Source organism: Planktothrix mougeotii LEGE 06226 (genome assembly GCF_015207485.1).
GTDB lineage: Bacteria > Cyanobacteriota > Cyanobacteriia > Cyanobacteriales > Microcoleaceae > Planktothrix.
On record NZ_JADEWU010000026.1, the window covers coordinates 43,728 to 66,325 of the forward strand.

At 39.8% G+C, this 22,598-nt stretch carries 25 protein-coding genes and 1 pseudogene; 12 read left to right on the forward strand and 14 right to left on the reverse strand.

What is annotated here, in order from left to right:
- The first annotated feature begins 12 nt into the window (after nt 1–12).
- A complete protein-coding gene (locus IQ236_RS13055) occupies nt 13–1,545 on the forward strand; it encodes a phenylacetate--CoA ligase family protein (RefSeq protein WP_193869656.1) in 1,533 nt (510 codons plus the stop codon).
- 71 nt (nt 1,546–1,616) lie between these two features.
- On the opposite strand, the gene folD is transcribed toward IQ236_RS13055, so the two are convergent.
- Complete coding sequence (gene folD / locus IQ236_RS13060) at nt 1,617–2,483, reverse strand: bifunctional methylenetetrahydrofolate dehydrogenase/methenyltetrahydrofolate cyclohydrolase FolD (protein WP_193869657.1); 867 nt, start codon at nt 2,481–2,483, stop codon at nt 1,617–1,619.
- Between the two features lie 151 nt (nt 2,484–2,634).
- Between folD and IQ236_RS13065 the strand changes: the two genes are divergently transcribed.
- Nucleotides 2,635–3,033 carry a hypothetical protein gene (locus IQ236_RS13065; protein ID WP_193869658.1) on the forward strand — a complete coding sequence of 133 codons (399 nt, stop codon included), beginning with the start codon at nt 2,635–2,637 and terminating at the stop codon, nt 3,031–3,033.
- A 100-nt stretch (nt 3,034–3,133) separates the two neighbouring features.
- Nucleotides 3,134–3,556 carry an NUDIX hydrolase gene (locus IQ236_RS13070; protein WP_193869659.1) on the forward strand — a complete coding sequence of 141 codons (423 nt, stop codon included), beginning with the start codon at nt 3,134–3,136 and terminating at the stop codon, nt 3,554–3,556.
- Here the strand turns inward: IQ236_RS13070 and IQ236_RS13075 are convergent.
- The 3 genes from IQ236_RS13075 to IQ236_RS13085 form a co-directional block, all read right to left on the reverse strand.
- Nucleotides 3,553–4,275, reverse strand: a complete 723-nt coding sequence (locus tag IQ236_RS13075; protein ID WP_193869660.1) for a M23 family metallopeptidase — start codon at nt 4,273–4,275, stop codon at nt 3,553–3,555. The genes IQ236_RS13070 and IQ236_RS13075 overlap by 4 nt on opposite strands.
- A gap of 13 nt (nt 4,276–4,288) precedes the next feature.
- Entirely contained in the window at nt 4,289–5,860 is a 1,572-nt protein-coding gene (locus IQ236_RS13080; RefSeq protein ID WP_193869661.1) for an NAD(P)H-hydrate dehydratase, read from the reverse strand.
- 66 nt (nt 5,861–5,926) lie between these two features.
- A complete protein-coding gene (locus tag IQ236_RS13085) occupies nt 5,927–6,892 on the reverse strand; it encodes an SPOR domain-containing protein (RefSeq protein ID WP_193869662.1) in 966 nt (321 codons plus the stop codon).
- A gap of 142 nt (nt 6,893–7,034) precedes the next feature.
- On the opposite strand from IQ236_RS13085, the gene mnmA reads away from it, so the two are divergent.
- From mnmA to IQ236_RS13105, 4 genes are all read left to right on the forward strand, one after another.
- The gene (mnmA, locus tag IQ236_RS13090; protein WP_193869663.1) at nt 7,035–8,123 is read left to right on the forward strand and encodes a tRNA 2-thiouridine(34) synthase MnmA; all 1,089 of its coding nucleotides are present in this window, start codon (nt 7,035–7,037) and stop codon (nt 8,121–8,123) included.
- Between the two features lie 280 nt (nt 8,124–8,403).
- On the forward strand, nt 8,404–9,684 hold the full coding sequence (locus IQ236_RS13095; protein WP_322744143.1) for a M16 family metallopeptidase: 1,281 nt from the start codon (nt 8,404–8,406) through the stop codon (nt 9,682–9,684).
- Nucleotides 9,685–9,768: 84 nt separating this feature from the next.
- Entirely contained in the window at nt 9,769–10,428 is a 660-nt protein-coding gene (locus IQ236_RS13100) for a peptidoglycan-binding domain-containing protein (protein ID WP_193869665.1), read from the forward strand.
- Nucleotides 10,429–10,608: 180 nt separating this feature from the next.
- Nucleotides 10,609–10,968, forward strand: a complete 360-nt coding sequence (locus IQ236_RS13105; RefSeq protein WP_193869666.1) for a hypothetical protein — start codon at nt 10,609–10,611, stop codon at nt 10,966–10,968.
- Between the two features lie 10 nt (nt 10,969–10,978).
- Here IQ236_RS13105 and IQ236_RS13110 read toward each other — a convergent pair whose 3' ends face one another.
- Nucleotides 10,979–12,388 (reverse strand): NB-ARC domain-containing protein, encoded by a 1,410-nt coding sequence (locus tag IQ236_RS13110; RefSeq protein WP_193869667.1) that lies wholly within the window; start codon nt 12,386–12,388, stop codon nt 10,979–10,981.
- 257 nt (nt 12,389–12,645) lie between these two features.
- On the opposite strand from IQ236_RS13110, the gene IQ236_RS13115 reads away from it, so the two are divergent.
- Genes IQ236_RS13115 through IQ236_RS13125 form a run of 3 tightly spaced genes read left to right on the forward strand, consistent with a single transcriptional unit; the run spans nt 12,646 to nt 14,395 of the window.
- Nucleotides 12,646–13,305 (forward strand): GTPase family protein, encoded by a 660-nt coding sequence (locus IQ236_RS13115; protein ID WP_322744147.1) that lies wholly within the window; start codon nt 12,646–12,648, stop codon nt 13,303–13,305.
- A 6-nt stretch (nt 13,306–13,311) separates the two neighbouring features.
- The gene (locus IQ236_RS13120) at nt 13,312–14,151 is read left to right on the forward strand and encodes a GTPase family protein (protein ID WP_193869668.1); all 840 of its coding nucleotides are present in this window, start codon (nt 13,312–13,314) and stop codon (nt 14,149–14,151) included.
- A gap of 52 nt (nt 14,152–14,203) precedes the next feature.
- Nucleotides 14,204–14,395: a hypothetical protein gene (locus IQ236_RS13125; protein ID WP_193869669.1), complete on the forward strand. Its 192-nt coding sequence runs from the start codon at nt 14,204–14,206 to the stop codon at nt 14,393–14,395.
- 157 nt (nt 14,396–14,552) lie between these two features.
- Here IQ236_RS13125 and IQ236_RS13130 read toward each other — a convergent pair.
- Together IQ236_RS13130 and IQ236_RS13135 are read right to left on the reverse strand one after the other, a co-directional pair.
- Nucleotides 14,553–14,954 (reverse strand): annotated as a pseudogene (locus tag IQ236_RS13130) (type II toxin-antitoxin system VapC family toxin).
- Nucleotides 14,945–15,145 (reverse strand): hypothetical protein, encoded by a 201-nt coding sequence (locus IQ236_RS13135; RefSeq protein ID WP_193869670.1) that lies wholly within the window; start codon nt 15,143–15,145, stop codon nt 14,945–14,947. The pseudogene IQ236_RS13130 and the gene IQ236_RS13135 overlap by 10 nt, the downstream one beginning before the upstream one ends.
- 111 nt (nt 15,146–15,256) lie before the next feature.
- Here IQ236_RS13135 and IQ236_RS13140 point away from each other — a divergent pair, with 111 nt between their 5' ends.
- A complete protein-coding gene (locus IQ236_RS13140; protein ID WP_193869671.1) occupies nt 15,257–15,484 on the forward strand; it encodes a hypothetical protein in 228 nt (75 codons plus the stop codon).
- Nucleotides 15,485–15,513: 29 nt separating this feature from the next.
- Here IQ236_RS13140 and IQ236_RS13145 read toward each other — a convergent pair whose 3' ends face one another.
- Complete coding sequence (locus IQ236_RS13145) at nt 15,514–15,837, reverse strand: helix-turn-helix domain-containing protein (protein WP_193869672.1); 324 nt, start codon at nt 15,835–15,837, stop codon at nt 15,514–15,516.
- 7 nt (nt 15,838–15,844) lie between these two features.
- Nucleotides 15,845–16,213, reverse strand: a complete 369-nt coding sequence (locus IQ236_RS13150; RefSeq protein WP_193869673.1) for a type II toxin-antitoxin system RelE/ParE family toxin — start codon at nt 16,211–16,213, stop codon at nt 15,845–15,847.
- Nucleotides 16,214–16,266: 53 nt separating this feature from the next.
- On the opposite strand from IQ236_RS13150, the gene IQ236_RS13155 reads away from it, so the two are divergent.
- Nucleotides 16,267–16,425: a hypothetical protein gene (locus tag IQ236_RS13155; RefSeq protein ID WP_228041601.1), complete on the forward strand. Its 159-nt coding sequence runs from the start codon at nt 16,267–16,269 to the stop codon at nt 16,423–16,425.
- A 53-nt stretch (nt 16,426–16,478) separates the two neighbouring features.
- Here IQ236_RS13155 and IQ236_RS27745 read toward each other — a convergent pair whose 3' ends face one another.
- The 5 genes from IQ236_RS27745 to IQ236_RS13180 form a co-directional block, all read right to left on the reverse strand.
- Complete coding sequence (locus tag IQ236_RS27745; RefSeq protein ID WP_228041602.1) at nt 16,479–16,664, reverse strand: hypothetical protein; 186 nt, start codon at nt 16,662–16,664, stop codon at nt 16,479–16,481.
- Between the two features lie 651 nt (nt 16,665–17,315).
- The gene (locus IQ236_RS13165; RefSeq protein ID WP_193869674.1) at nt 17,316–18,062 is read right to left on the reverse strand and encodes a matrixin family metalloprotease; all 747 of its coding nucleotides are present in this window, start codon (nt 18,060–18,062) and stop codon (nt 17,316–17,318) included.
- 213 nt (nt 18,063–18,275) lie between these two features.
- Nucleotides 18,276–18,503 (reverse strand): preprotein translocase subunit SecG, encoded by a 228-nt coding sequence (gene secG / locus IQ236_RS13170; RefSeq protein ID WP_072717279.1) that lies wholly within the window; start codon nt 18,501–18,503, stop codon nt 18,276–18,278.
- 78 nt (nt 18,504–18,581) lie between these two features.
- On the reverse strand, nt 18,582–20,180 hold the full coding sequence (gene gpmI / locus IQ236_RS13175; RefSeq protein ID WP_193869675.1) for a 2,3-bisphosphoglycerate-independent phosphoglycerate mutase: 1,599 nt from the start codon (nt 20,178–20,180) through the stop codon (nt 18,582–18,584).
- A 154-nt stretch (nt 20,181–20,334) separates the two neighbouring features.
- Nucleotides 20,335–22,598 (reverse strand): calcium-binding protein (locus IQ236_RS13180; protein WP_193869676.1); only part of this gene is annotated, 2,264 nt, incomplete at its 5' end.

Consider the following 22,598-nt stretch of genomic DNA (forward strand, 5'->3'; position numbering starts at 1 on the left):
TGGGACTGTAACATGGGTCAACTCAGAGACGAACAACGCCAACGGGCAATTTCAGCGTTAAACGGCTTTTTATCTACACCCTTATCTGATTTAATTCAACCCTCGCCAGATAGAGGGGTTACTTCTGTTTTACAATTATTTCAACAGGTTGTCACAACTGTTCCAGCTTATCAAGGATTTTTAGCAGAATATTATCAGTCTATTCCTAACATTCAAACCCTTGAAGATTTTCAAACCCTTCCTGTAATTACTAAAGAAAATTATTTACGCTCCTATTCATTATCCCAATTGTGTCGTTATGGTCAATTAGAAACCTGTGATTTAATTGCTGTTTCTTCTGGTTCCACGGGAAACCCGACATTTTGGCCCCGGTTTATGAGTGATGAATTGCAAATTGCCACTCGGTTTGAACAGATTTTTTATGATAGTTTTCAAGGGGATCAACGTCGGACTTTAGCGGTTATTTGTTTTACCTTGGGAACCTGGGTTGGCGGACTGTATACAACGGCTTGTTGTCGTCATTTAGCCACAAAAGGTTATCCGATTACGGTTATTACCCCTGGAAACCAAAAATTAGAAATCTTTCGAGTAATTCGAGAATTAGGGGAACAGTTTGAGCAGGTGGTTTTATTAGGCTATCCTCCGTTTATTAAAGATATTATTGATACCGGAATTGCTGAAGGGATAGAATGGCAAAAATATCACGTTAAATTAGTTTTTGCAGGAGAGGTTTTTAGTGAAGAATGGCGCAGTTTAGTCGGGGAACGAGTTGGCTCAACACAACCGTATTATGATTCGGCAAGCTTATATGGCACAGCAGATGCAGGGGTTTTAGGGAATGAAACCCCGTTAAGTATTTGTATTCGTCGATTCTTGGCTGAAAATCCAGACAGTGCTAAACAATTATTTGGAGAATCTCGATTACCAACTTTAGTACAATATGACCCCAAAAGTCGATTTTTTGAAGTCCAAAAGCAGGAAGATTCGACAACGGGAACGTTATTATTTTCAGGAGATAATGGCATTCCTTTAATCCGTTATCATATTGCAGATCAAGGAGGAATTATTCAATTTCAGGAGATGTTAGACTTTTTAAAACAATATAATTTTGACCCTATTTTAGAATTACAGAAATTAGGAAATCGAGGCATTCATCAATTACCGTTTGTGTTTGTGTTTGGGCGATCGCAATTTGTAATATCCTATTTTGGGGCAAATATTTATCCTGAAAATGTTACTGTAGGGTTAGAACAACCTTTAATAAAAGAGTGGGTAACGGGTAAATTTGTCATGTCTGTGATAGAAGATTCTGATCAAAATCGATTTCTGTCAGTGGTGGTAGAATTAGCTCCCGGTGTTGAAGAAACAGAAGATAAAAAAGAAGCGATCGCCACTTCTATTTTAACTCAATTAAAGCGCCTCAATAGCGAATTTGCTAATTATGTACCCCCTGAATATCAAACCCCTCAAATTACCCTTAAATTAACCGGAGATCCTGAATATTTTCCCCTAGGAGTAAAACATCGTTACACCCGGAAACAGTAGGACAGGGGAATAGGGGTTTGAGAGCCTACTTTTAGACCCATATCCCGCCCCCTACCCGTTAACCATCCAGGTCAACCCCTGACTGTTTCCAAATAACTCCAGAAGGTATTTTGTAATAACATCGCAACGGTCATGGGGCCAATACCACCGGGAACTGGGGTAATATATTGGGCGATAGGTTGAACACTGTTGAAATCGACATCCCCGACGAGGCGAGATTTACCGTTAGCATCGGTAATTTTATTAATCCCAACATCGATAACAATAGCACCGGGTTTCACAAAATCCGCCGTGATCATTTGCGGACGTCCAACGGCTCCCACTACAATATCAGCATCACGGGTAACTGTTGCTAAATCCTTTGTTTTTGAATGAGCAATTGTTACGGTACAATCTGCTTCTAAGAGCATTAACGCCATCGGTTTTCCGACTAAAATACTACGACCCAAAACAACGGCGTGTTTGCCTTTTAACTCAATATTATACTCTTCAAATAGTCGCATAACTCCGGCGGGAGTACAACTTCTTAACCCCTTTTCTCCTCTGGCTAACCGTCCTAAATTTTCCGGGTGTAAACCATCAGCATCTTTTTGGGGATCAATTTCATACAATAACCCAACAGCATCTAAATGGGGAGGTAAAGGTAACTGTACTAAAATTCCATCCACCTGTTGATTTTGATTCAAGGTATGAATCGTTTGGGTGAGTTCTTCTTGAGAAGTTTCTGCGGGAAAATGTTGACCAAAGGAAGCAATACCAACCTTAGCACAAGCTTGTTCTTTATTGCGAACATACACCGCACTGGCTGGGTTATCTCCCACCATAATTACCGCCAAACCGGGAGGACGCCCTACTTTCGCTTCCCACGTTTGGACTTGTTCTTGAAGTTCAGCTTGGATTTTTTTCGCTGTAGATTTACCGTCTAATAGATTATCCATAATTCGTTGTCTTGTCGTTCACTCTATTGCAATCGTCTCTATTTTTAGCAGTTAAGCTAGGATTGGAGATAATTTTACCTATAAATTTAATCTTTTTCTCACGAAAGGTTATAGGCTTGAGAAAAGAATTTTATTTTAGATTCCAGACTCTATGACCCTTGCATTTCCAGTGAAGTTCACCCCAAGGTTGCCCCTGAGTATTGTACTACTATTTGTGACCGGATTAGTCGGTTGTGGGAGTATTACCCCTTCGGAAACTTGGATTAATTTGAACACCGCTAAAATTGATCAGCTTCAACAACGGCAGAAAATCGGTGCTAAAGTTTATCTACGAGGTAAAGTTCAAAGCCATGCACCATTTTTAGGTGCAGGTGCTTATCAACTCCAAGATAATACAGGTTCTATTTGGGTCTTCACAACTCAACCCTTACCCCCCCTTAACCAAGACTTATTAATTCAGGGTAAAGTCGAATATAAAAGTATTTTACTGAAAGATATGAAAGGTAAAGATATTGGAGAAGTTTATCTTAAAGAAATTAAACGAGAATAACTGATGACTGATGACTGATAACTGATGACTGATGACTGATGACTGATAACTGATGACTGATAACTGATGACTGATAACTGATAACTGATGACTGATAATTATGATTCAAGTTTCTTTGGCAATTCTTTATCGAGATGTAAAGTTTTTATTTCAATTGCGAGATAATATTCCTGGCATTGTTCATCCGGGGGTTTGGGGATTATTTGGCGGACATTTGGAAGGGGAAGAAACGCCAGAATTATGCTTGAAACGAGAATTAATTGAAGAAATTGGTTATCAAGTTTCTGATTTAGTTCTGTTTAAAGAGTATGGTGATTCTCAGGTTAATCGTTTTGTTTTTTATGCTCCTTTAACGGTTGATTTAAGTCAATTAGTCTTAAATGAAGGATGGGATATGGGGTTATTAACCACCGAGGATATTAAAGCTGGAAAATGTTATTCTCACAAAGCCGGAATGGTGAGGTTAATCGGAACTCCTCATCAAAAGATTTTGTTAGATTTTATCGCTCAGAAGTTAATTTAACCGACAATGGGAACACTGCCATCATCGGGTAAAATAGAACGGGGATTAATAGATTCACCGTTGGGTTGACGGACTTCAAAATGCAGATGAATGGAATAGCCTCCGCCATCAATTTCTAATCCTTCATACCCAAACCCTGAACCTCCCCGGATTCCTATAAATTGACCTTTGGTAATATTTTGACCCACTTTAACCCGAATCGATTGTAAATGAAAATAAACGTGTTCCCAACCATTAGAACGTTTAATATAAATTGCCCGACCTTCTGCACCACTGCAATCATTTTTAATATAATCAACAATACCATCACTAGCTGCATAACATTCATCAGGGGTATATCCGCCAATATCAACTCCTGCATGAAGTCTGCCTCTCGCATAACCAAATTCTGCCCTTGACCCCATACTGGTTCCTGTCATCGGCCATATCCACTCGGAATTAGAAGCAGCAAAGGAAGCCGAAGAAACTGAACGGGAGGCGGTTAATTCTTCATCGGTTTCTAAGAGTTTAACTTGATGAGCCAGAACAAACCAAGTGGTCATATTTTTGGGTTTGGGAGATAAGAAGTTAACCTGTAAATGGTTTTCTTCTGCCTCCGAATAACTGTATATCTCAAATATTGTATCACAATGAACGCAGATTTTCTCATTATCAGAAATTGCTTCAGCAGCAATAGGATGAAGCTTAAAAACAGTATGTTCTAAAACTTGTAATTTCATCGTAACTTATTTCCTATGATCTTGTTTTTATAAACGGTATTAGAGCGGGAATTAAATATTGGGTTAAGGTAGAGGCATCAACCCCTAATTCCGTGCGTTCTTTTGCTGCTAGAATTCCAGCTTGAGAATGCCACCAAACTGCACTATTAACAATTGATTCTACAGGTTTTTCGGCTAAAATGATAGGGGGTAACAGCCCTCCTATTAATCCCGTTAAAACGTCACCACTTCCGCCTCGACCTAAAGCAGGGGTACTATCAGGATTAATCCAAACTTGATTCGGGGTAGCAATACAGGTTCTTGCTCCTTTTAAGACAATAATGGTTTGGGTTAATTCTGCGGCTTGTTTGGCTAAAGTTATTTTATTGTTTTCTAATTCCATTAATTCAGGAAACAGACGTTTAAATTCTCCTAAATGAGGGGTTATAATCGTGGGAGATTGACGAGAAGACAGGGTAAAAAAGGGATTGAGTTTAGATAAAATATTGAGAGCATCTGCATCTAAAATAATCGGACAATTTGCTGTTAAAATCGTTTCGACAATAGGTTGAGCTTCTGGGGTTAATCCAGGGCCACAGGCAATAGTTTGATACCGCCTTAAATCGATGTCTTCTGGAAGTTTGAGAATAGCTCCCTTTTCGGTTTCAGGACAACCGATAATTAAGGCTTCGGGTAATGTCGAACTGAGTAAGGATTTAATCGAATTCGGAACAGCAATGGATAACATTCCAATCCCGCTTGCTCTGGCTCCTAGTCCGGCTAAAATAGCGGCTCCTGTATATTGTTTTGAACCTGCTATGATTAATAAATGACCGTTTTTATATTTATGGGAATTAACAGAACGGGGGAGAGGTAAACTGTGAATTGCTGTTGAGGAAGTGATCCGATTTAGAAAGGGAGATTCCCCTAAAATTGCGGTAATATCTGTTAAGGAAATATCAAAATCAATCCGTTCTGCTATTCCTATATAATCTAATCCGACCTCTTGTAAAAAGGCTTGTTTCCATAACCCTAAACACAGAGTTAAATCAGCGCGAATAGCTGTTCCTAATATTTCTCCCGTATCGGTATGAATTCCTGATGGTAAATCAATACTAATAACCCATTTATTCCAAGTGTTAATGGTATCAATAGCGTTAGCAAGTTCTCCAGTGATAGGTCGTTCTAAACCAAATCCAAATAAGCCATCAATTAACACATCACAGGTTTGTAATTCCTCAATATTAGAAGCCCTAGGAATTCCTAAACTAATGGCATAGTTAGCATGAGCCTCCGTTAATTCTTTTCGTTTAGAAAAAGGGCTATAAATAATAATAGAATAACCCAGAAAATACAATTCTCTAGCGACAACTAACCCATCACCACCATTATGTCCTGGCCCTACTAATATCCCGATTTTATTCGAGGAGGTTATTGAGTTTTCCGATAAAAATTTCTGTAAGCGTTGGGTAATTTTAAGAGCCACTTTTTCCATTAACGCAGCTACAGGCATTCCCGCAGAAAAAATCCGGTTTTCAAGGGTTCGCATTTGTTCTGCGGTGACAACAATTTGTTGAAATTTTTCGGATCTTATTTCAGAATTCATAACATTATAAACTATGTAATATTACCCTATTATAATATCGTAGGGGCGGGGTTTTCCCGCCCAAAATTATCTCCCAAAATAAATCGTAGCACGAGGTAATCCTGAACTTTTGAGGTAATTTTCCCATTGTTGTGCTAACTGTTGATTGGCAAAGGGGCCAACAGCAACGAAAGGATTAGAAGCGGCTTGTTGCATCTGAACACTTTGAGAAGGAACACCCAAGGCGACAATATTTTGAGCCATAGTAACCAGTTGATTCCGTTGACTGGGAATTAAAATAAAATAACCGTTAGTATTGCCTAAACCTAAATTAAAATTAGGCTGAGTTGGCGGATTAGGAATTGTGGGAATACTGGCTAAAAACGCTTGTAATTGTGCTGTACTATTAATAATGGTCGAAGAAATTCCCGATAAAGCTAACCTTTGTTGGAGTTGATTGGCATTAGACAAATTAACAAAACTTCCCGCTTGAATCACAGATTGCCCTTGATAATTTAAAGTTGTTGCATTCGGAGAAATTTGTCGGACAGCACTTAAAGAAGTCGTTGTCGGACTGACAAAAATTTGATACAATCCTAAATCCGTTGTCACCGGAACTTGACCGGGAGGAATAGAAGTGGTAATCACTTTTACATTCGTTTGGTCTAGGGGAATAATCATCGGATTTACCGTTACCGGATTATTAAAATCTTCTCCGGTTTTAAAGTTAATAATATTCCCTTGAACGCCTTGTTGTTTTAAGGTTTCAATCAGTTGTTGAGCTTCACTTTGATTAAAATAAATTCCTAGATCAATAATGCTACGATTATTATAGCGTTGCACCATCGCTCCGGGTTGAACTTGTTGCACCACTTCTAATAATAAAGGACTCTCACCATTGACATAAACCCCATAGCGTTGTTCAGCTAAAACTGGGTTGGCTATCCATCCATATCCCCCCAATAGCATTAGGGTAGAAAATAGGGGAATTTTCAATAAAAAATTGATCAACCCATTTGTTTTTTTCTGTATTACAATAGAATAGACTGACATTTTAACGTCCTCCCGGTTTGAGTGAGTTCGATTGATGTTGGCAAGTTAGTGAATCCAGAGTCATCAGAACTGACAGATCAGTCAACATTAAAATTAAAGTTAAGTGAGTTTATTGAAATTGGCAAGTTATTCTGATAGGATCATGAGCAAAGTTGTTGTTGGTCTTTCCGGTGGAGTCGATAGTTCCGCCGCCGCCGCCTTGTTACACAACCAAGGCTATGAGGTGGTGGGGTTAACCCTGTGGTTAATGAAGGGAAAAGGACAATGTTGTTCTGAAGGAATGGTGGATGCGGCATCTATTTGTGAACAATTAGGAATTCCTCATCATATTGTTGATAGTCGAGAGTTATTTCAAACCTATATTGTAGACTATCTTGTGGATGGATATCGAGACGGAATTACACCCTTACCTTGTTCTCAATGTAATCGCGCTGTGAAATTTGGGCCGATGTTAAATTATGCCCGTGAACAGTTAGGAATTGAACGGATTGCAACGGGTCATTATGCTAGAATAGACTATGATAAAACTTGCGATCGCTATCAATTAAAACGAGCCGTAGACTCCAATAAAGATCAGTCTTATTTTTTATACGACTTAACTCAAGATTTACTGGCTGGAACTCTATTTCCCTTGGGAGAAGTCCTCAAAACCGAAACCCGTAAAATTGCCAGTCAATATAACTTAAAAACCGCCGACAAACCCGAAAGCCAAGATTTATGTTTAGTGGAAGCCAGTGGTTCTATGCAAGCGTTCTTGGATAAATATATTACCGGGAAAAAAGGCGATATTGTTGATACAACGGGGAAAGTTTTAGGACACCATGAAGGCATTCATCATTATACCATTGGACAACGAAAAGGATTAGGAATTTCTGCCCCCAATCCGTTATATGTTGTCGGAATTGATGCGGGTCGAAATCAAGTGATTGTTGGGGATAGAGACAGTGCGGTACAAACAGAATGTCTGATTAAACGAGTCAATTGGGTGTCGATTTCTCCACCGGATAACCCCATTCGTGCTGAAGTACAAATTCGCTATCGGTCGCAACCGCAACCTGTTACCGTTGTTCCCCTTAATTCCCCAGAAGCAGAAGAAATTGATCCGAAAATCGGTTCTGGCGTTAAACTAATTTTTGATGAACCTATCTTTGGGATTACTCCGGGTCAAGCTGCGGTTTGGTATGACGGAGATTTAGTCTTAGGAGGGGGAATTATTGAACAGCAAAAATAAGTTTTACCTAGAGGGTTAAATTGAATTCAATTTAACCCTTTTAAGATGTTGAGAAATAAGAGTAAAACTGATTCCTTGCGTCAGAGTACGGATAAATTTAAAAAATTGTATCCTAAACAACCGTATGATTACAGAGGATTGTACTGGGTTCAGTTATACGGATGTTCAGCATCAAAAAATAATTCCGAACAATCACGGATTACATAATAGGTCAATTTGTGATAAAAAATGCAGTAACGCCGATCTTAATTCCCCAACCACAAAGGAAAATAGAGGAACTGTGACCCAAACTTTAATTCCATCTACCACCATTCGTAATGTCCATCGCACCGTTCTCGATAACGGAATTGTGCTGCTTGTCACCGAAAATCCGGCGGCTGATATTATTGCAACTCGTTTATTTTTACGAACGGGAAGTCGCTGGGAACCCCAGGAAAAATCAGGACTTTCCCATCTATTAGCCACTGTATTAACCAAAGGAACCAACCAACTTTCCTCCTTGGAAATTGCCGAACAAATAGAATCCGTTGGGGCCAAATTAAATGCAGACACGTCAACGGATTATTTTTTAATCAGTCTAAAAACCGTTGCTTCCGATTTTCAAGATATTTTAAGTTTAACGGGTCAATTATTACGGTTTCCCTCTTTTCCCGAAGACGAAATCGAACTCGAACGCCGCATCACCATTCAGGGAATTCGCTCTCAACGGGAACAACCCTTTTCCGTCGCCTTTGAACAACTGCGACACCAGATGTATCAACATCATCCCTACGCCTTATCGACCTTGGGAACAGAAACCAGCGTTGCTCAACTTAGCCGCGATGACCTCCAAGAATTCCATCAAACCTATTTCCGTCCTGATAATTTAATTATCTCCATCGCCGGACGCATTACCCCCGAAGCCGCGATGGAACAAATTCAACGGGTATTTGGCGACTGGATAGCACCTCAAACTCCTTTACCGACATTATCCTTACCGACCTTAACCCCCCATCCTCAAAGCGCCATTACCCCCCAAGAAACCCAACAGTCCGTTGTCATGTTGGGCTATTTAACCAGTTCGGTCAACCATGAAGACTATTCAGCCTTAAAAGTCTTAAATACCTATCTCGGAAACGGGTTATCCAGTCGATTATTTGTGGAATTGCGGGAAAAACGAGGATTAGCTTACGATGTATCCGCCTTTTTCCCCACTCGCCTCGACCAGTCTCAGTTTGTCGTGTACATGGGAACTGCACCGGAAAATACCGATATTGCCATTGAGGGGTTACGCACGGAAGTTGAACGTCTCGTCAACATTCCCCTGACGGCGGATGACCTACAAGTAGCTAAAAATAAACTCTTGGGTCAATATGCTTTAGGAAAACAAACCAACTCCCAACTGGCGCAAATCTATGGCTGGTACGAATGTTTAAGGTTAGGGATAGAATTTGATACGGAATTTCAGGCTAATATTGCGGGGGTGACTTCAGCAGAAACGCTGCGAGTCGCTAACCACTATTTTATTGAACCTTATGTTTCCGTCGTTGGCCCAGAAGCCTTTGTGGGTTCCCAGTCCTAGGCTTTCTCCGGCGTTCAACTCCTGCCTCTGGCTGGTACAATAACCAGGCAGAAATCTTAAAGTTAAGGTGGGAGGAGGATTGTTATGCAGAATGATTACCAGTTTCGGGTCAAGGTTCACCGTTATTTACCCATAGCGTCCGTGTTCGTTATCGGGTTAAATTTGATACCGTCAGCAATAGCCCAAACCCCGACTCTATCTCCGGTAAAAATTGCTGTTGAAGTCAGTCGTCCAGTCTTGCAAATGGGGAGTCGGGGAAAGGACGTTTCTGAACTGCAAGCCACCCTAAAATTATTGGGATATTATCAGGGGGCTGTTGATGGCATTTATTCGGAACAGACCGCAACGGCCGTTTCTGAGTTTCAAACCTTCGCTGGGTTAACGGTTAATGGAATTACTGATAGCACAACCTGGAACCGTTTATTTCCCCCTGTAACTCCCACCGCCACATCAGTTACAAATAATACCGTTTGTCAGCCACCTGTTGTCAGTAATTCTACGGATACAGCAACAGCAGCGACTACACCCGATAACCCTAGTTTTCCGATATTGCGTCTGGGAATGCAAGGAATAGCAGTCACAGGGTTACAAGAACGTTTGAAAGCGAAGGGATTTCTCAAAGGTGGCGTTGATGGGGTATTTGGCCCAGAAACCCAATTAGCCGTTAAAGCCGCCCAAACAGAATATAAACTCAAATCCGATGGTGTTGTTGGCTCCGAAACTTGGATGATTCTGTTACGTTGATAGAATAATTGTAGGGTGTGTAAGCGCAGCGCACGCACCAACTCTGAAGTGTAAGGTGAGGCGTGAGATGTAGTGAAAAAAGGGAAAAATTATTTTTTCTTCCCGGTTAACAGGGTGTGTAAACTGCTCTGACTTCGAGGTTAGCATAGAAGCATCAATAATCAAAAAGGGAGAAAAGAAATGAGATTAAGAGTTAATGAAAATGGTCTAGTCATTCCCCCATCTTTTTTGGTAGGTTTAGAGGAGGTTGAAATTAGGAGAGAAGGAGATATAATTAGTATTGAAAAAGTCAATAAAAATTCTACTCCAGAAAGCATAGATATTTCTATTGTAAAAGGAGAATTTGCTCAAAAGTTGCTAGAAGAAAAGCTTAAAATAATTAAGGAGTCGAGGAAAAATACACCTGAGAATCCAGCTAAAGTAGCTCTAGCGCAAAGGTTCAGAGAGTTGTGTCGAGAAATCCAAGAATTACACACAGATAATCCTTTATCTGAAGCAGAAATTGCAGCAGAAATTGATGCAGTGCAAATTAGAAAATGAAGATTATTTATTAATCTCTTGAACGTTTACTATAACTCAAAGATTGGGTTTTCACATATTCTTTAATCACAGGTTCAAGATTCCAGTAAGATTCTTTATTATTCCGCGCTTGTTGAATTAAACTCCGTTTTTTCAAAGATTGTATAGTCCTTAAAAAATCGGTATCCGATGAAAATTCTGTGGGTTTACTCAAAATATTGACTGTTTTATCTGGGTTCGCTAACCACAGCATCAAAAGTTGTTCAGATTCGGATAACCGTTGATAATGTTGCTTAATCAAGGGTTCTAAATCTCCTAAAAATACAGTTTTATAGGATAAAAATTGCTCAACACTACCATTAAATAAATCTTTGATCGTAGACGCAATAATATTTAACCACAGGGGATTACCACTATAACGTTGAATGAGTTCTGGCCATTTCTGTTGATCTGTGAGTTTTCTATCCGCTAAAAGTTGTGTTGCGGCTTGACCTAAGCCTTGGAGTTGTAGGGTTTTACAATAGCGGTTTTCCGTTTCTAAGTTAGCAATTTCAATAGGTTGTTCCCAACTGAGAAGCAAGAGACAACTGTTATGGGGAGATCTGCCAATTTCGGTTAATAGTTTACCATAATTTTCATATTCTGGAAGATAATTTCCGACGAATTCACGGGGGGTTAAGGTGTCTTGAAAGTCGTCGAGGATAATTAAGCAACGGTGCGATCGCAAATCGTCTAGGATGGAATGGCGAGAATGCAAATAGTTGATAATTGATGGATTTTCTGAGGGTGGAGTTGGGGAGAAAAACTCGATCAGGTTGGCTTTAAGGGCGTTGAGAGTCGGAAATTTTCGATGCGATCGCCACAGAATGTAATCAAAGTTATCTCTGATTTGTTCTACCAGTTGTCTCGCTAGGGTTGTTTTACCGATACCCGATAATCCGGTGATGGTAATAATACGGCTATTTTCTGTGAGTATCCATTGTTTGAGGGTAGTGAGTTCGTCGGTGCGATCGTAGAGGCAATTATCGTATTCTGGCGCTTCGCTGAGGTCGTGGTGGGGTTGAGATTTAGCGTTTTTTGAGTGAGTAGGCGTTCGATTTTTTTGTACTTGGGGATAGGGGCAAATTTCGCTACAGATATTGATATTACTAAAAATTTGTTGTGTAGAGTTTGAAATATTAGAAAATTCTATTCGCTTTAATATTGATTTAAAGTTAGATTTTTTAACATCTTCTCCCAACACATCAGATAGAAGTTTCCATAGATCCGAAGCAACTCTTTTCGCATGGTCTTTACTACAATGATAATCCTCTGATAATTGCTTGTAAGTTTGATTTTCTAAAGTCCCCTCTAATATAGTTCTTTGAAGCGAATCAAGGTGCTTTCCAGTTTTCGTAAAAACTCGATCATCCGTCCACTCGATAGCTTCTTGAATATCCATAGATATTAGATGAGGTCATAATTTTAGTTACAATTTGATATTACTTTATCACACTTCCGCTACTTTTGCCACTAAATCTTACTTTTCGACACCCAATAAAAACTTAACAAACGAGAAACTTGTCACCAAATGTCACCTAGTATACCTTGTCAGAAGAAAAATTAAGTGACAAAATAATCAAAGAAAAGGCAATTTTATAGACTGGCGATCGCTCATCTAAATTCTGTAATAAAAAAGGAGGTAATTATTTGCCACTTGTGTCTGGGTTAAAGAAAATCATCAGATACTTAGCCCGGTTCTTTAAAAACGATAGACTAACAGTTGTATTTTTTGGTAAAACCGGAGTTGGGAAAAGTAGCACTCTCAACGCTCTGTTTGGGCTAAACTGGCCTACCGATAATGCCGTTGCTTGTACAAAAAAACCTCAGTTTGCCGATTTAGATATCTTTGATTACCTTGATTTTCCCCACCAACAAGTAAGAGTTGTTGATCTGCCTGGAATTGGTGAAAGTCTGACAGGCGATCAAAAATATAGGGCTTACTACAAAAAATGGATATCTCAAGCAGATTCTTTAGTCTGGGTGACTCAAGCAGATACGAGAGCTTACAAACGGGACGAGATTTTTTTAAAGCAGTTAAAGCCATTCTTTAAGCCGTCTCTATTCCTAATTGTTGCTCTTAATAAAATAGATTGTCTGGGAGTTTATGAAGGGGAAAAACCCTTTGATCCAGAGAGAGGAGAACCTTCAGAAGACCAATTTAGACTAATTCCTGAAAAAATAGATGATGTTTACTGCATTTTCAACAGTGCAGTGGATGGGAAAATAACTTTTGACAAAAATCAAATTGTAACTTACTCATCTGTTTACGGTTGGGGATTAGAAAATCTGAAAATAAAAATATTAACAAGGAGATAAAGAATTATGCTTGAAGATATAGGGGCTAAGATATCTAGCTTTTTTTCTGGAAAAAGTCCTCAAACACCGCTTAGGCTTGTTGTTGGTTTAAACCAAGTTGATAAAATGATTCCTAACGGTTGGGACAAGCGTTTAAATAGTCCTACTGATGAAGCAGAAAAAGTTATTGAACGTCGGTGTAAAGATATTATTAAAAAATTGAGTAAAAATGTAGCAATATCTGAGGAGAACATAGAATATTATTCTGCCTTACAGCGTTATCGTTTGATACCTTTGCTAACCAAAATTATCCAAAATGCTTATGCAGGATTCAAGCTAGATAACGTGAAACCTGCCGATCCATTTGAATTAGCAGATCAAGAAGTCAAAGCTTTTGCGGAGCAAGAACGTCAAAAGCTTGATTCTAAGACTAGAACTTTAGAGGACATCAAGAAAATTATCCCTGAAACCGATTTAAAATTAATCTTAGATAAGCTTCAAAAAGAAACTAAATTACCACCTAAAGTTGCGGTGATTGGTAAATCTGGAGTTGGTAAAACAACGACTATTAATAATCTGTTTAATGGTCAGTTTAAAACAAGCCCTACAACTGTTGGTACAACTGAAGCACAAATTAAAGAATTTACACTCTCAACAGGTGGAGCTTTAACTGTAGTCGATTTGCCTGGATATGGACGCAGCGAAGCGGAAGATCGAGAGTATGAAAAAATCTATCAAGATCTAATCCCTTCTTGTGATCTAGTCTTTCTTATTTTGCAAGCGGATACGAGAGATTTTTCAGATGATATTGAGATGATTAATAAGATTACAAAATGGCTGAAAGATCATCCGATTCCCAAAAGGTAAGAAAAACCAAAATATTGTTAAGTAGTAAATTTACAACCAGAAGGAGATTTATATGGCTTTAACCTCAGAAGAAGAAGATAAAATCCGCCAATTATTAGCGCGAGAGAGCGAACAAAAGCAAAAGTCAGTTCTTGCTAGTAAGAACAGTTTTAAAAGTTGGTTAAAACAAGTAGCGGGTTGGCTTGTAGCAAAACTCACTGATCATGCAATAGATTTGCTATTTCAATGGTTGTTGGGATGTTAATATTAAATCGTGTTGTACAATGATCAGTTATGCTGATTATCCTATACAATACAACAATACAAGCGATCGCTATTTTATGTTATAGAAAGTGATCGCATTTTGTAATTGAATAATTACTAACACAAATACCTAATTCCCTCGGCTTCCCTCATCGTTTTTAATGGGGAGAGGGAATTACCTCAATTAACCCAATCTGGAAAGCCTGATCGTAAGTAATAATAGGAAGTTTTTCCAGTTCAGCTTGAGCCATCAGCATCCGGTCAAATGGATCTCGGTGTAAAATAGGTAAGTTTCCGGCTCTCAGAGCATGAGCGACCGTAATGGTAAGTTCGTTGAACTTGGCTTAGTGTAATATGTCTTGGTAATGCTCAACCAGAAATTGAGCTTCAGGGAGTTTCCCAATACGGTATTTGGTAGCAATTTCCCAAGCGGAAACACTGCTAACTAAAATGTTATGGTTCGGATGGCTAATGATATCTCGGCATTCTTTGTTAAGTTTGGGATCATTAAAAAGCCACCAGAGGAGAATATGAGTGTCAAGGAGGTAGCTCATTCCCATTGCTGGAGTTCCTCTTCGGGTAAAGGTTCAAAGAATGCGTCCCCCAGTTTTCCGGTGAGGAGTCCAGGGATACGAGGTTGGGAGTTTTCAGGATTTAACCTTAAACGAAAATCCTGAATCATGTTATAAATTTCTGCTAGTTTATCTTCTGGGATATCTTGGAGTTCTTGCATGATTTGATCAATGATCATAAATCCTCCGAGTTTGAAAAAATATACAAATGCCGTTGACACAACACAAATATTTTAATTATTGATGGTCTAAAAATCATCAATCCTTTCAAAACTTTATAACCCCCTGCTATGAATTTAGAGCTAGAATGGGAGTTTGCGGAAATCTGGGTTGATCCTTGGCTTTCTCCCCCTTATATTTTAATGTTAATTAAAGAACAGTCTGGTAAATTTTTGATTCAAAATCCTGCACAAAACTATAAAACTATTTTTACCAGCGAGACTTACGAAGAAAGCCAAATGTGGTTACTAGAAGATGAATATGAGCGCGTCACAGGTCGCTTTTGCCAACCCGAATGATAGCAAAAGCGATCGCTTTTAATCTTCCATTACAACGCCACCACTCGTGTTTCAGCTTGTCTGAAAGACTTAGGTTTGACTACGATTTCCACATCCCGACCCAAGGCATTTAAAAAACGAAACAACCGAGTAGTGGAAAAACCCGATAGCTTGCCATTCACTAATGCCGACACTTTAGGCTGGTCAATTCCTAACATTTCTGCTGCCTCAGTTTGAGTCATATTTTGGGCGACGATAATACCACTAATTCTCCGGGCAAGTTCTGCCTTGACCAGTAATTCATCAGAATTTTCTAACTCTAAATCTGCGAAGACATTGCCACTACCTGCTTGTACTTTAATGGGTTGATTCATATTTTTCCTACTGATTGATGTAATTTTCTGAGTAATGTTCTTTGGCACGTTTAAGCCTTGCCTCGATTAGCTCAATATCCTGCTTAGGCGTTGCAATCCCTTTTTTTGACTTCTTCTGAAAAGCGTGTAGGACATAGACGACTCCAGCTAACTTTAAAGTGTAAACCGCTCGATAAGTGTCCCCGTCAAAATCTTCGACAACTTCCAGCACCCCAGCCCCCTTAAAGCCTTTGAGCGGTTTCGCAGACGGGTGCTTTTCACCACATTGAGCCAGATATAGCGCATAACCAACACCTTGCTGAACCTCTTCCGGGAACTGCTTTAAATCCTCAAGAGAACTGCCAACCCACTCAACTGGTTTTAGTAATTCACTCATGCTTCAATTATGCTAGTTTTGGCATATCATGTCAATCCCTGAATCCTGATATTTTGATGTTAATTAAAGAAGAGTCTGGTAAATTTTTGATTCAAAATCCCGCACAAAACTATAAAACTATTTTTACTAGCGAGACTTACGAAGAAAACCAAATGTGGTTACTAGAAGATGAATATGAGCGCGTCACAGGTCGCTTTTGTCAACCCGAATGATACAAAAGCGATCGCACTTTTTAATTGAAAAACCCAGTTAATAAGCTATCTCCCTAATTTTGATAAAGATCAAAGTTTTTTGACAAATCACTCGGCACTTTTTCCCATTCAGATTCAGGAATATTAGCTCCGATTTCTACAGCGATGTCCCAGATAGGTTTAGCAGTTGAATCATACTGAATATCTGCTGCTTTGTCTCTATCATTAATGGTGTCAGAGCCTTGTCGGAGTTGTACCATAATTTGTCCTAATAACCATAGCTTATCTTCTACGGATAATTGATGGATAAAGTTTTCGAGTTCTAGTAATTGATTGGAGACCCTGTTAACTGTTAACCCATTAAATATTTAGTATAATAACCTATTGATTTTCCAAAATTGCGATCGCCTTGGCCAGGGTGGAGCATCGTCGCATTTCAGCCGGAGTAAAATTGATTCAGGTTTGATAAATTGTTACGGAATATTAAAGAGTGTCAAATTTAGTAAATTAGGGTTGGCAACCCAGAAACTTATGTTATGTTAATAGTCATAGGGCACAACTCAATAACACGAAGATTGAGAACAACCCCATCGGATTAAAAGCTTGTGTCCGTCGTGCTTTAATCCAATTGCAACGCCGTCAGAGGCAATGTGAACTACCAAAAAAAGTTGACGTTGTAGAGGGTCTGTGACTCGCTTGGAGTTCTTGAGGAATTGAGTAAACTCTGGGGTCAATGTCATAAAAAAGGTCTGTATCGACTTTGCTAGTACAATACTCCTGATTGGAATCGTTGCAATATTTTGTCCACGTTAGTTGAGTATCTTGATTTTTTTATCTAACTTACCTGAAATCTGCTTGAGTCAACTTAGTTTACATTCTAACGCTAAGGTCTGGTCATTCTGTACCAGGCCTTAAGTATTTGGGGGGATTAATACAGGCCATCCTAAACGAGTGGGTTGTTGATAAATTCGTTTTAAAGTATTAATATCTCTAACGGAAATGGGCGGGGGTTCTCGAACTTGGGAAAAATACATCACGTCTGTTTGTTCGGGACTATGACCCCAAATTCCTAACGCATGACCAAATTCATGAAGGACGGCGGCTTCAATATATTGTCCGGTTTGGGTCGGACTTAACCAAATTGTGAAGTGATGGGATAAATAGGGAAACCCTTCAGGAGTATTTTTAACAGAAACTTGATACCGGGTTTCTGCGGAACTTGCTCGTTTTTTCTGAGGGTCTAAGGGGGGATTTTTTCTAATAATTTCAATATCCGCATCTTGCGGTTGTTCAACTAAATTTAAAGGTAAATAATTATCCCATTTTAAAATAGCAGATGAAACCGTTTCTTTCCACTGGGGATTAGAATCAACATTCTCAATATAAACTTTAATGGGAAATTTTGAAAAGACTAAATAACCAAAATTAGCGGGTTCAATTTGATCAAAATAATCCCCTTTATGGTTTAAATCGTTCCAATTTGCTAAACGTTCTGGTAATGGATGAGGTTTAAACGGAATTTTATCGTCAGTCGCAATAGTTGAAATTTGGCTGATTAAAAGGGTCAGAACTATGATTATAGCAGTCCCTATTCCGCTTAGGGCATAGATTCCCCATTTTGGGGAAATGACACGCTTATATTTTGTCCTAATAGCCATGTCCGTTGCTATAACATTAGTTTAATTGACTCTAAAGTCTTGACTGATAACTGATAACTGATAACTGGTACAGACGCGCCATGGCACGTCTCTACACTGATAACTGATGACTGATAACTGGTACAGACGCGCCATGGCACGTCTCTACACTGATAACTGATGACTGATAACTGGTACAGACGCGCCATGGCACGTCTCTACACTGATAACTGATTATTTAATCCAACCTGCGCTTAAAATAACAGTAATTCCCATAAAAATAATGGCTAACATCCAAGTAATGCGATTTAAGGTCGTTTCAGCACTTTTAGCGCTAGTAAAGAGTTGAGCTTGTCCACCAATACCGCCAATTCCATCTCCTTTAGGACTGTGGAGTAAGACTAGAATAATAATACCTAGAGCAGATAAAGACCAAATGGCTTGTAAAACTTGAGTAATCATGGTAAAAAGTTGATAATTTGAACGAAAAAAATTAAACCGTCAAACCCTTAAGTTTAAACTATTTTTTCAAGAATGGGGTTACAGTCGCATGCGTATTGGTGTTCGATTTTCTCGAACCTCATAGGCCGCCGATTCAATCATAGAACGACCCGTCATTTCCGGGGGTTGGGGAATCCCCAAAATCTGCAAAATCGTGGGGGCGATATCCGCTAAACAGCCATCTGTCCGTAAGGGAACATCAGTTCCATAACCTGGTATTTTGCGTTTTTCCCCTTCTATTAGGATAAAGGGAACCGGGTTCGTTGTGTGGGCTGTCCAAGGATTTCCTTCAGCGTCGGACATATATTCAGCGTTACCATGATCAGCAATAATAATCGCTGTCCCTCCGGCTTTACTAATACTTTCTAACAATAACCCTAAACAGTGATCAACAGTTTCAATGGCTTTTACCGCCGCATCCATCATTCCCGTATGTCCGACCATATCAGGGTTAGCATAATTAATTACAATCATAGAGTAAATACCCTTTTCAATTCCTTCAATAGCGACATCCGTAACTTCAGCCGCCGACATTTCCGGCTGTAAATCATAAGTTGCGACGGAGGGACTGGGAATTAATTCTCGGTCTTCCCCAGGAAAAGGTTCTTCTAAACCGCCATTAAAAAAATAGGTGACATGAGCATATTTTTCTGTTTCTGCGGTTCGCAATTGTTGTAACCCGTGTTCAGCGATGACTTGTCCGAGAATATTATTCAGATTTTGAGGTTCAAAGGCAACTAATACAGGGAAATGGGGGTCATATTGGGTAAACGTGACAAAGCTAAGGGGTTCAATATAAGAACGTTCAAATCCAGAAAAATTGGGGTCAACAAAGGCTTGAGTTAATTCTCTCGCTCGGTCAGGACGGAAATTAAAGAAAATTACCCCATCACCGGCTTCCACCGCCCCTGGTGCGATACGAGAAGGAACCACAAACTCATCGTTAATCCCTTCAGCGTAGGACAATAACATTAGATCACCGGCTGATAATCCATTGCCTTCCCCATCAACGGTCATGATATCATAAGCTTGTTTAACCCGATCCCAGCGTTTATCTCGATCCATTGCATAGTAACGACCACTAATTGTTACAATGCGACCCATACCAATAGCATCAATTTGTTCTTGAAGCTGCTTAATATATTTAATCCCATCTTTAGGATTGGTATCGCGACCATCCATGATGGCATGAATGCAAACATCTCTAATATTTTTGGCTTTGGCTAAGTGTAAAAGTCCGATTAAATGGTCGATATGGGAGTGAACACCGCCATCGGAACACAAACCCATCAAGTGTAATTTACTATTTCTCTCTAAAACATCTTGACAAACTTGTAACAGTGCGGGGTTATTTTGAATGGTGCCATCCTCCACCGCATCGGAAATTCTGACTAACTCTTGAGGAACAACCCGACCCGCACCAATATTCAAATGACCGACTTCTGAATTTCCCATTTGACCCTGGGGTAAACCCACCGCTTTCCCAGAGGTGCGAATTAAGGTTCTCGGATAAGCTGTCCATAGACTATCCATCACAGGAGTATTTGCAACGGCTATGGCATTTCCGTCGGTTTGTTCACGATAACCCCATCCGTCTAAAATGATCAGTACAACGGGAGATACAGACTTTGGTGCCATGCCAAGTTACCTTTTCGTTTGTTGTGGTAATTTTCCCATCTATCATACCATCGTGAGTTAGTAGAAGAGTGGAGATGGTGAAGAAAACCGTAGAGAGACTAAGCAGGGCTTAATCTCTCTTTTAAAAAATAATTTAGAATAACTTTGAGATTTTTTAGAAGATAGAAGTCGTAAAGTTATCAAAGGTCAACAAGTTAGGATCAACGTTATTCAGGGTAGCGAGAATTTGATTATTGACCTGAATTTGAGTTGAACCATTGACCAGGGTTAAAGTCAGTTGTTCAAAGGTGAGACCGCCATCAAGGACGATAATATCCACCCCAGAAGTAAAGTCAGTAATGGTATCGGGGCCAAATCCTGAAACCAGAACAAAGCGGTCACTGCCTTCGCCTCCAGTCAGGGTATCAGCACCGGAGGCTCCCACTAAGATATCGTTACCTTGGCCTCCGGTGAGAATATCGTTGTCTTGGCCACCATCAAGGGTATCATCACCGTCATCGCCCCAGAGTGCATCATTGCCCTCGTTCCCGTCTAGGAGGTCGTTGTCGGCACCACCGTAGATCAGATCTTGACCGGAGTTACCAGAGATTGTATCACTATCTCCGTTCCCAAAGAGGCTATCGTCACCGTCGTTTCCTTCGAGCAGGTCTGTTCCTTGGTTGCCGAAGATGATATCATCTTGATTACCACCTTTAATTAAGTCATTATTCTGACCTCCAAAGAGTTGATCCTTGCCATCGCCACCATCAATTAGGTCATCTCCTTCGTTACCATTAATCGAGTCATTGCCATCATTTCCAGCAATGGTATCGTTACCAAGGTTGCCAAACAAGTCATCATCTTCATCGCCGCCGTCGATTTGGTCGTTGTCTTTGCCACCCAAAGCTTGATCTTTGCCGTTACCAGCATTGATATAGTCGTTACCTTGATTGCCGTTAATTTCGTCGTTACCCTCTCCGGTTTCGATGTTGTCGTTACCTTCTTTACCAAAGATTTGATCGGATTCGGCTGTACCTAACATCTCCTGATTTCCAGTAATGGAAACCTGAGCTTCGGAGATAGTGTTAGGTTTTAAGGTAGGAAATTCTATGGTTTTAATAGAATTACTAGGGTCATAAATATCACGACTGAGGTTGGGTGTCGGCTCCGGTGTGGGTTCCGGCGTGGGTTCCGGTGTGGGCTCCGGTGTGGGCTCCGGTGTGGGCGTTACCGTTGGTTCCGGTGTGGGCGTTACCGTCGGTGTTGGTGTCGGTGTTGGTATAATGCTCAACAGGAAACTATCGCTAATACTTGCCCCGCTTTTATCGGTAGCAGTAACATTAATAGTCAACGCATCAACATCACTGTTACTGGGTATTCCTGTAAATTCTCCGGTTGTGCTATTAAACGTTAACCAACTGGGTAAAGTTGTACCATCTGCTAAGGTAGCGCTATAGGTTAAACTATCTCCTGCATCAATATCGCTAAAGTTATTAACAATATTGAGATTAAAATTGCTATCTTCGTTAACGGTTTGGTTCCCGATAGCAGTCGCAGTTGGAGCATCGTTAATGTTATTAACTGTTAGTTGGAAACTATTTTCAACGGTGGCATTACTACTATCGGTTGCGATAACTTTAATGTCAAGATTTCCGACATCACTGTTAGTCGGTGTTCCGGTAAAGGTTCCCGTTGTGCTGTCGAAAGTTAACCAACTGGGTAAAGTTGTACCATCCGCTAAGGTGGCACTATAGGTTAAACTATCTCCTGCATCAATATCGTTAAATTTATTAGCAATATTGAGATTGAAATTGCTATCTTCGTTAACGGTTTGGTTCCCGATAGCAGTCGTAGTTGGTAAGTCGTTAATATTAGTAACCACAGAAGTCGGACTACTATTAACTGTTTCTGCTGTCCCTAATAGGTCAGTATAGTTAACTTTTACTTGTACCTTTTTCCCCACTTGTGCTTGAGATAAGGTAAAGGTATTATTAGTCGCTGCACTAATATCTGTCCAGGTGACTCCATTATCGGCTGACTCTTGCCATTGATAATTTAATGTTCCTAAACCATCAATATCCCCTACGGTATTAGTTGCGGTTAAGGTTTGGTTTTGTGTTGCTGTCCCTGTAATACTAACATTACCTGTTGGTAAGTCGTTAATATTAGTAACGGGAGTTGTGGGTGTACTCTTAACCGTTTCAACTGTCCCTTGTCCATCAGTATAATTAACTTTTACTTGTACCTTTTTCCCCACTTGTGCTTGAGATAAGGTAAAGGTATTATTAGTCGCTGCACTAATATCTGTCCAGGTGACTCCATTATCGGCTGACTCTTGCCATTGATAATTTAATGTTCCTAAACCATCAATATCCCCTACGGTATTAGTTGCGGTTAAGGTTTGGTTTTGTGTTGCTGTCCCTGTAATACTAACATTAC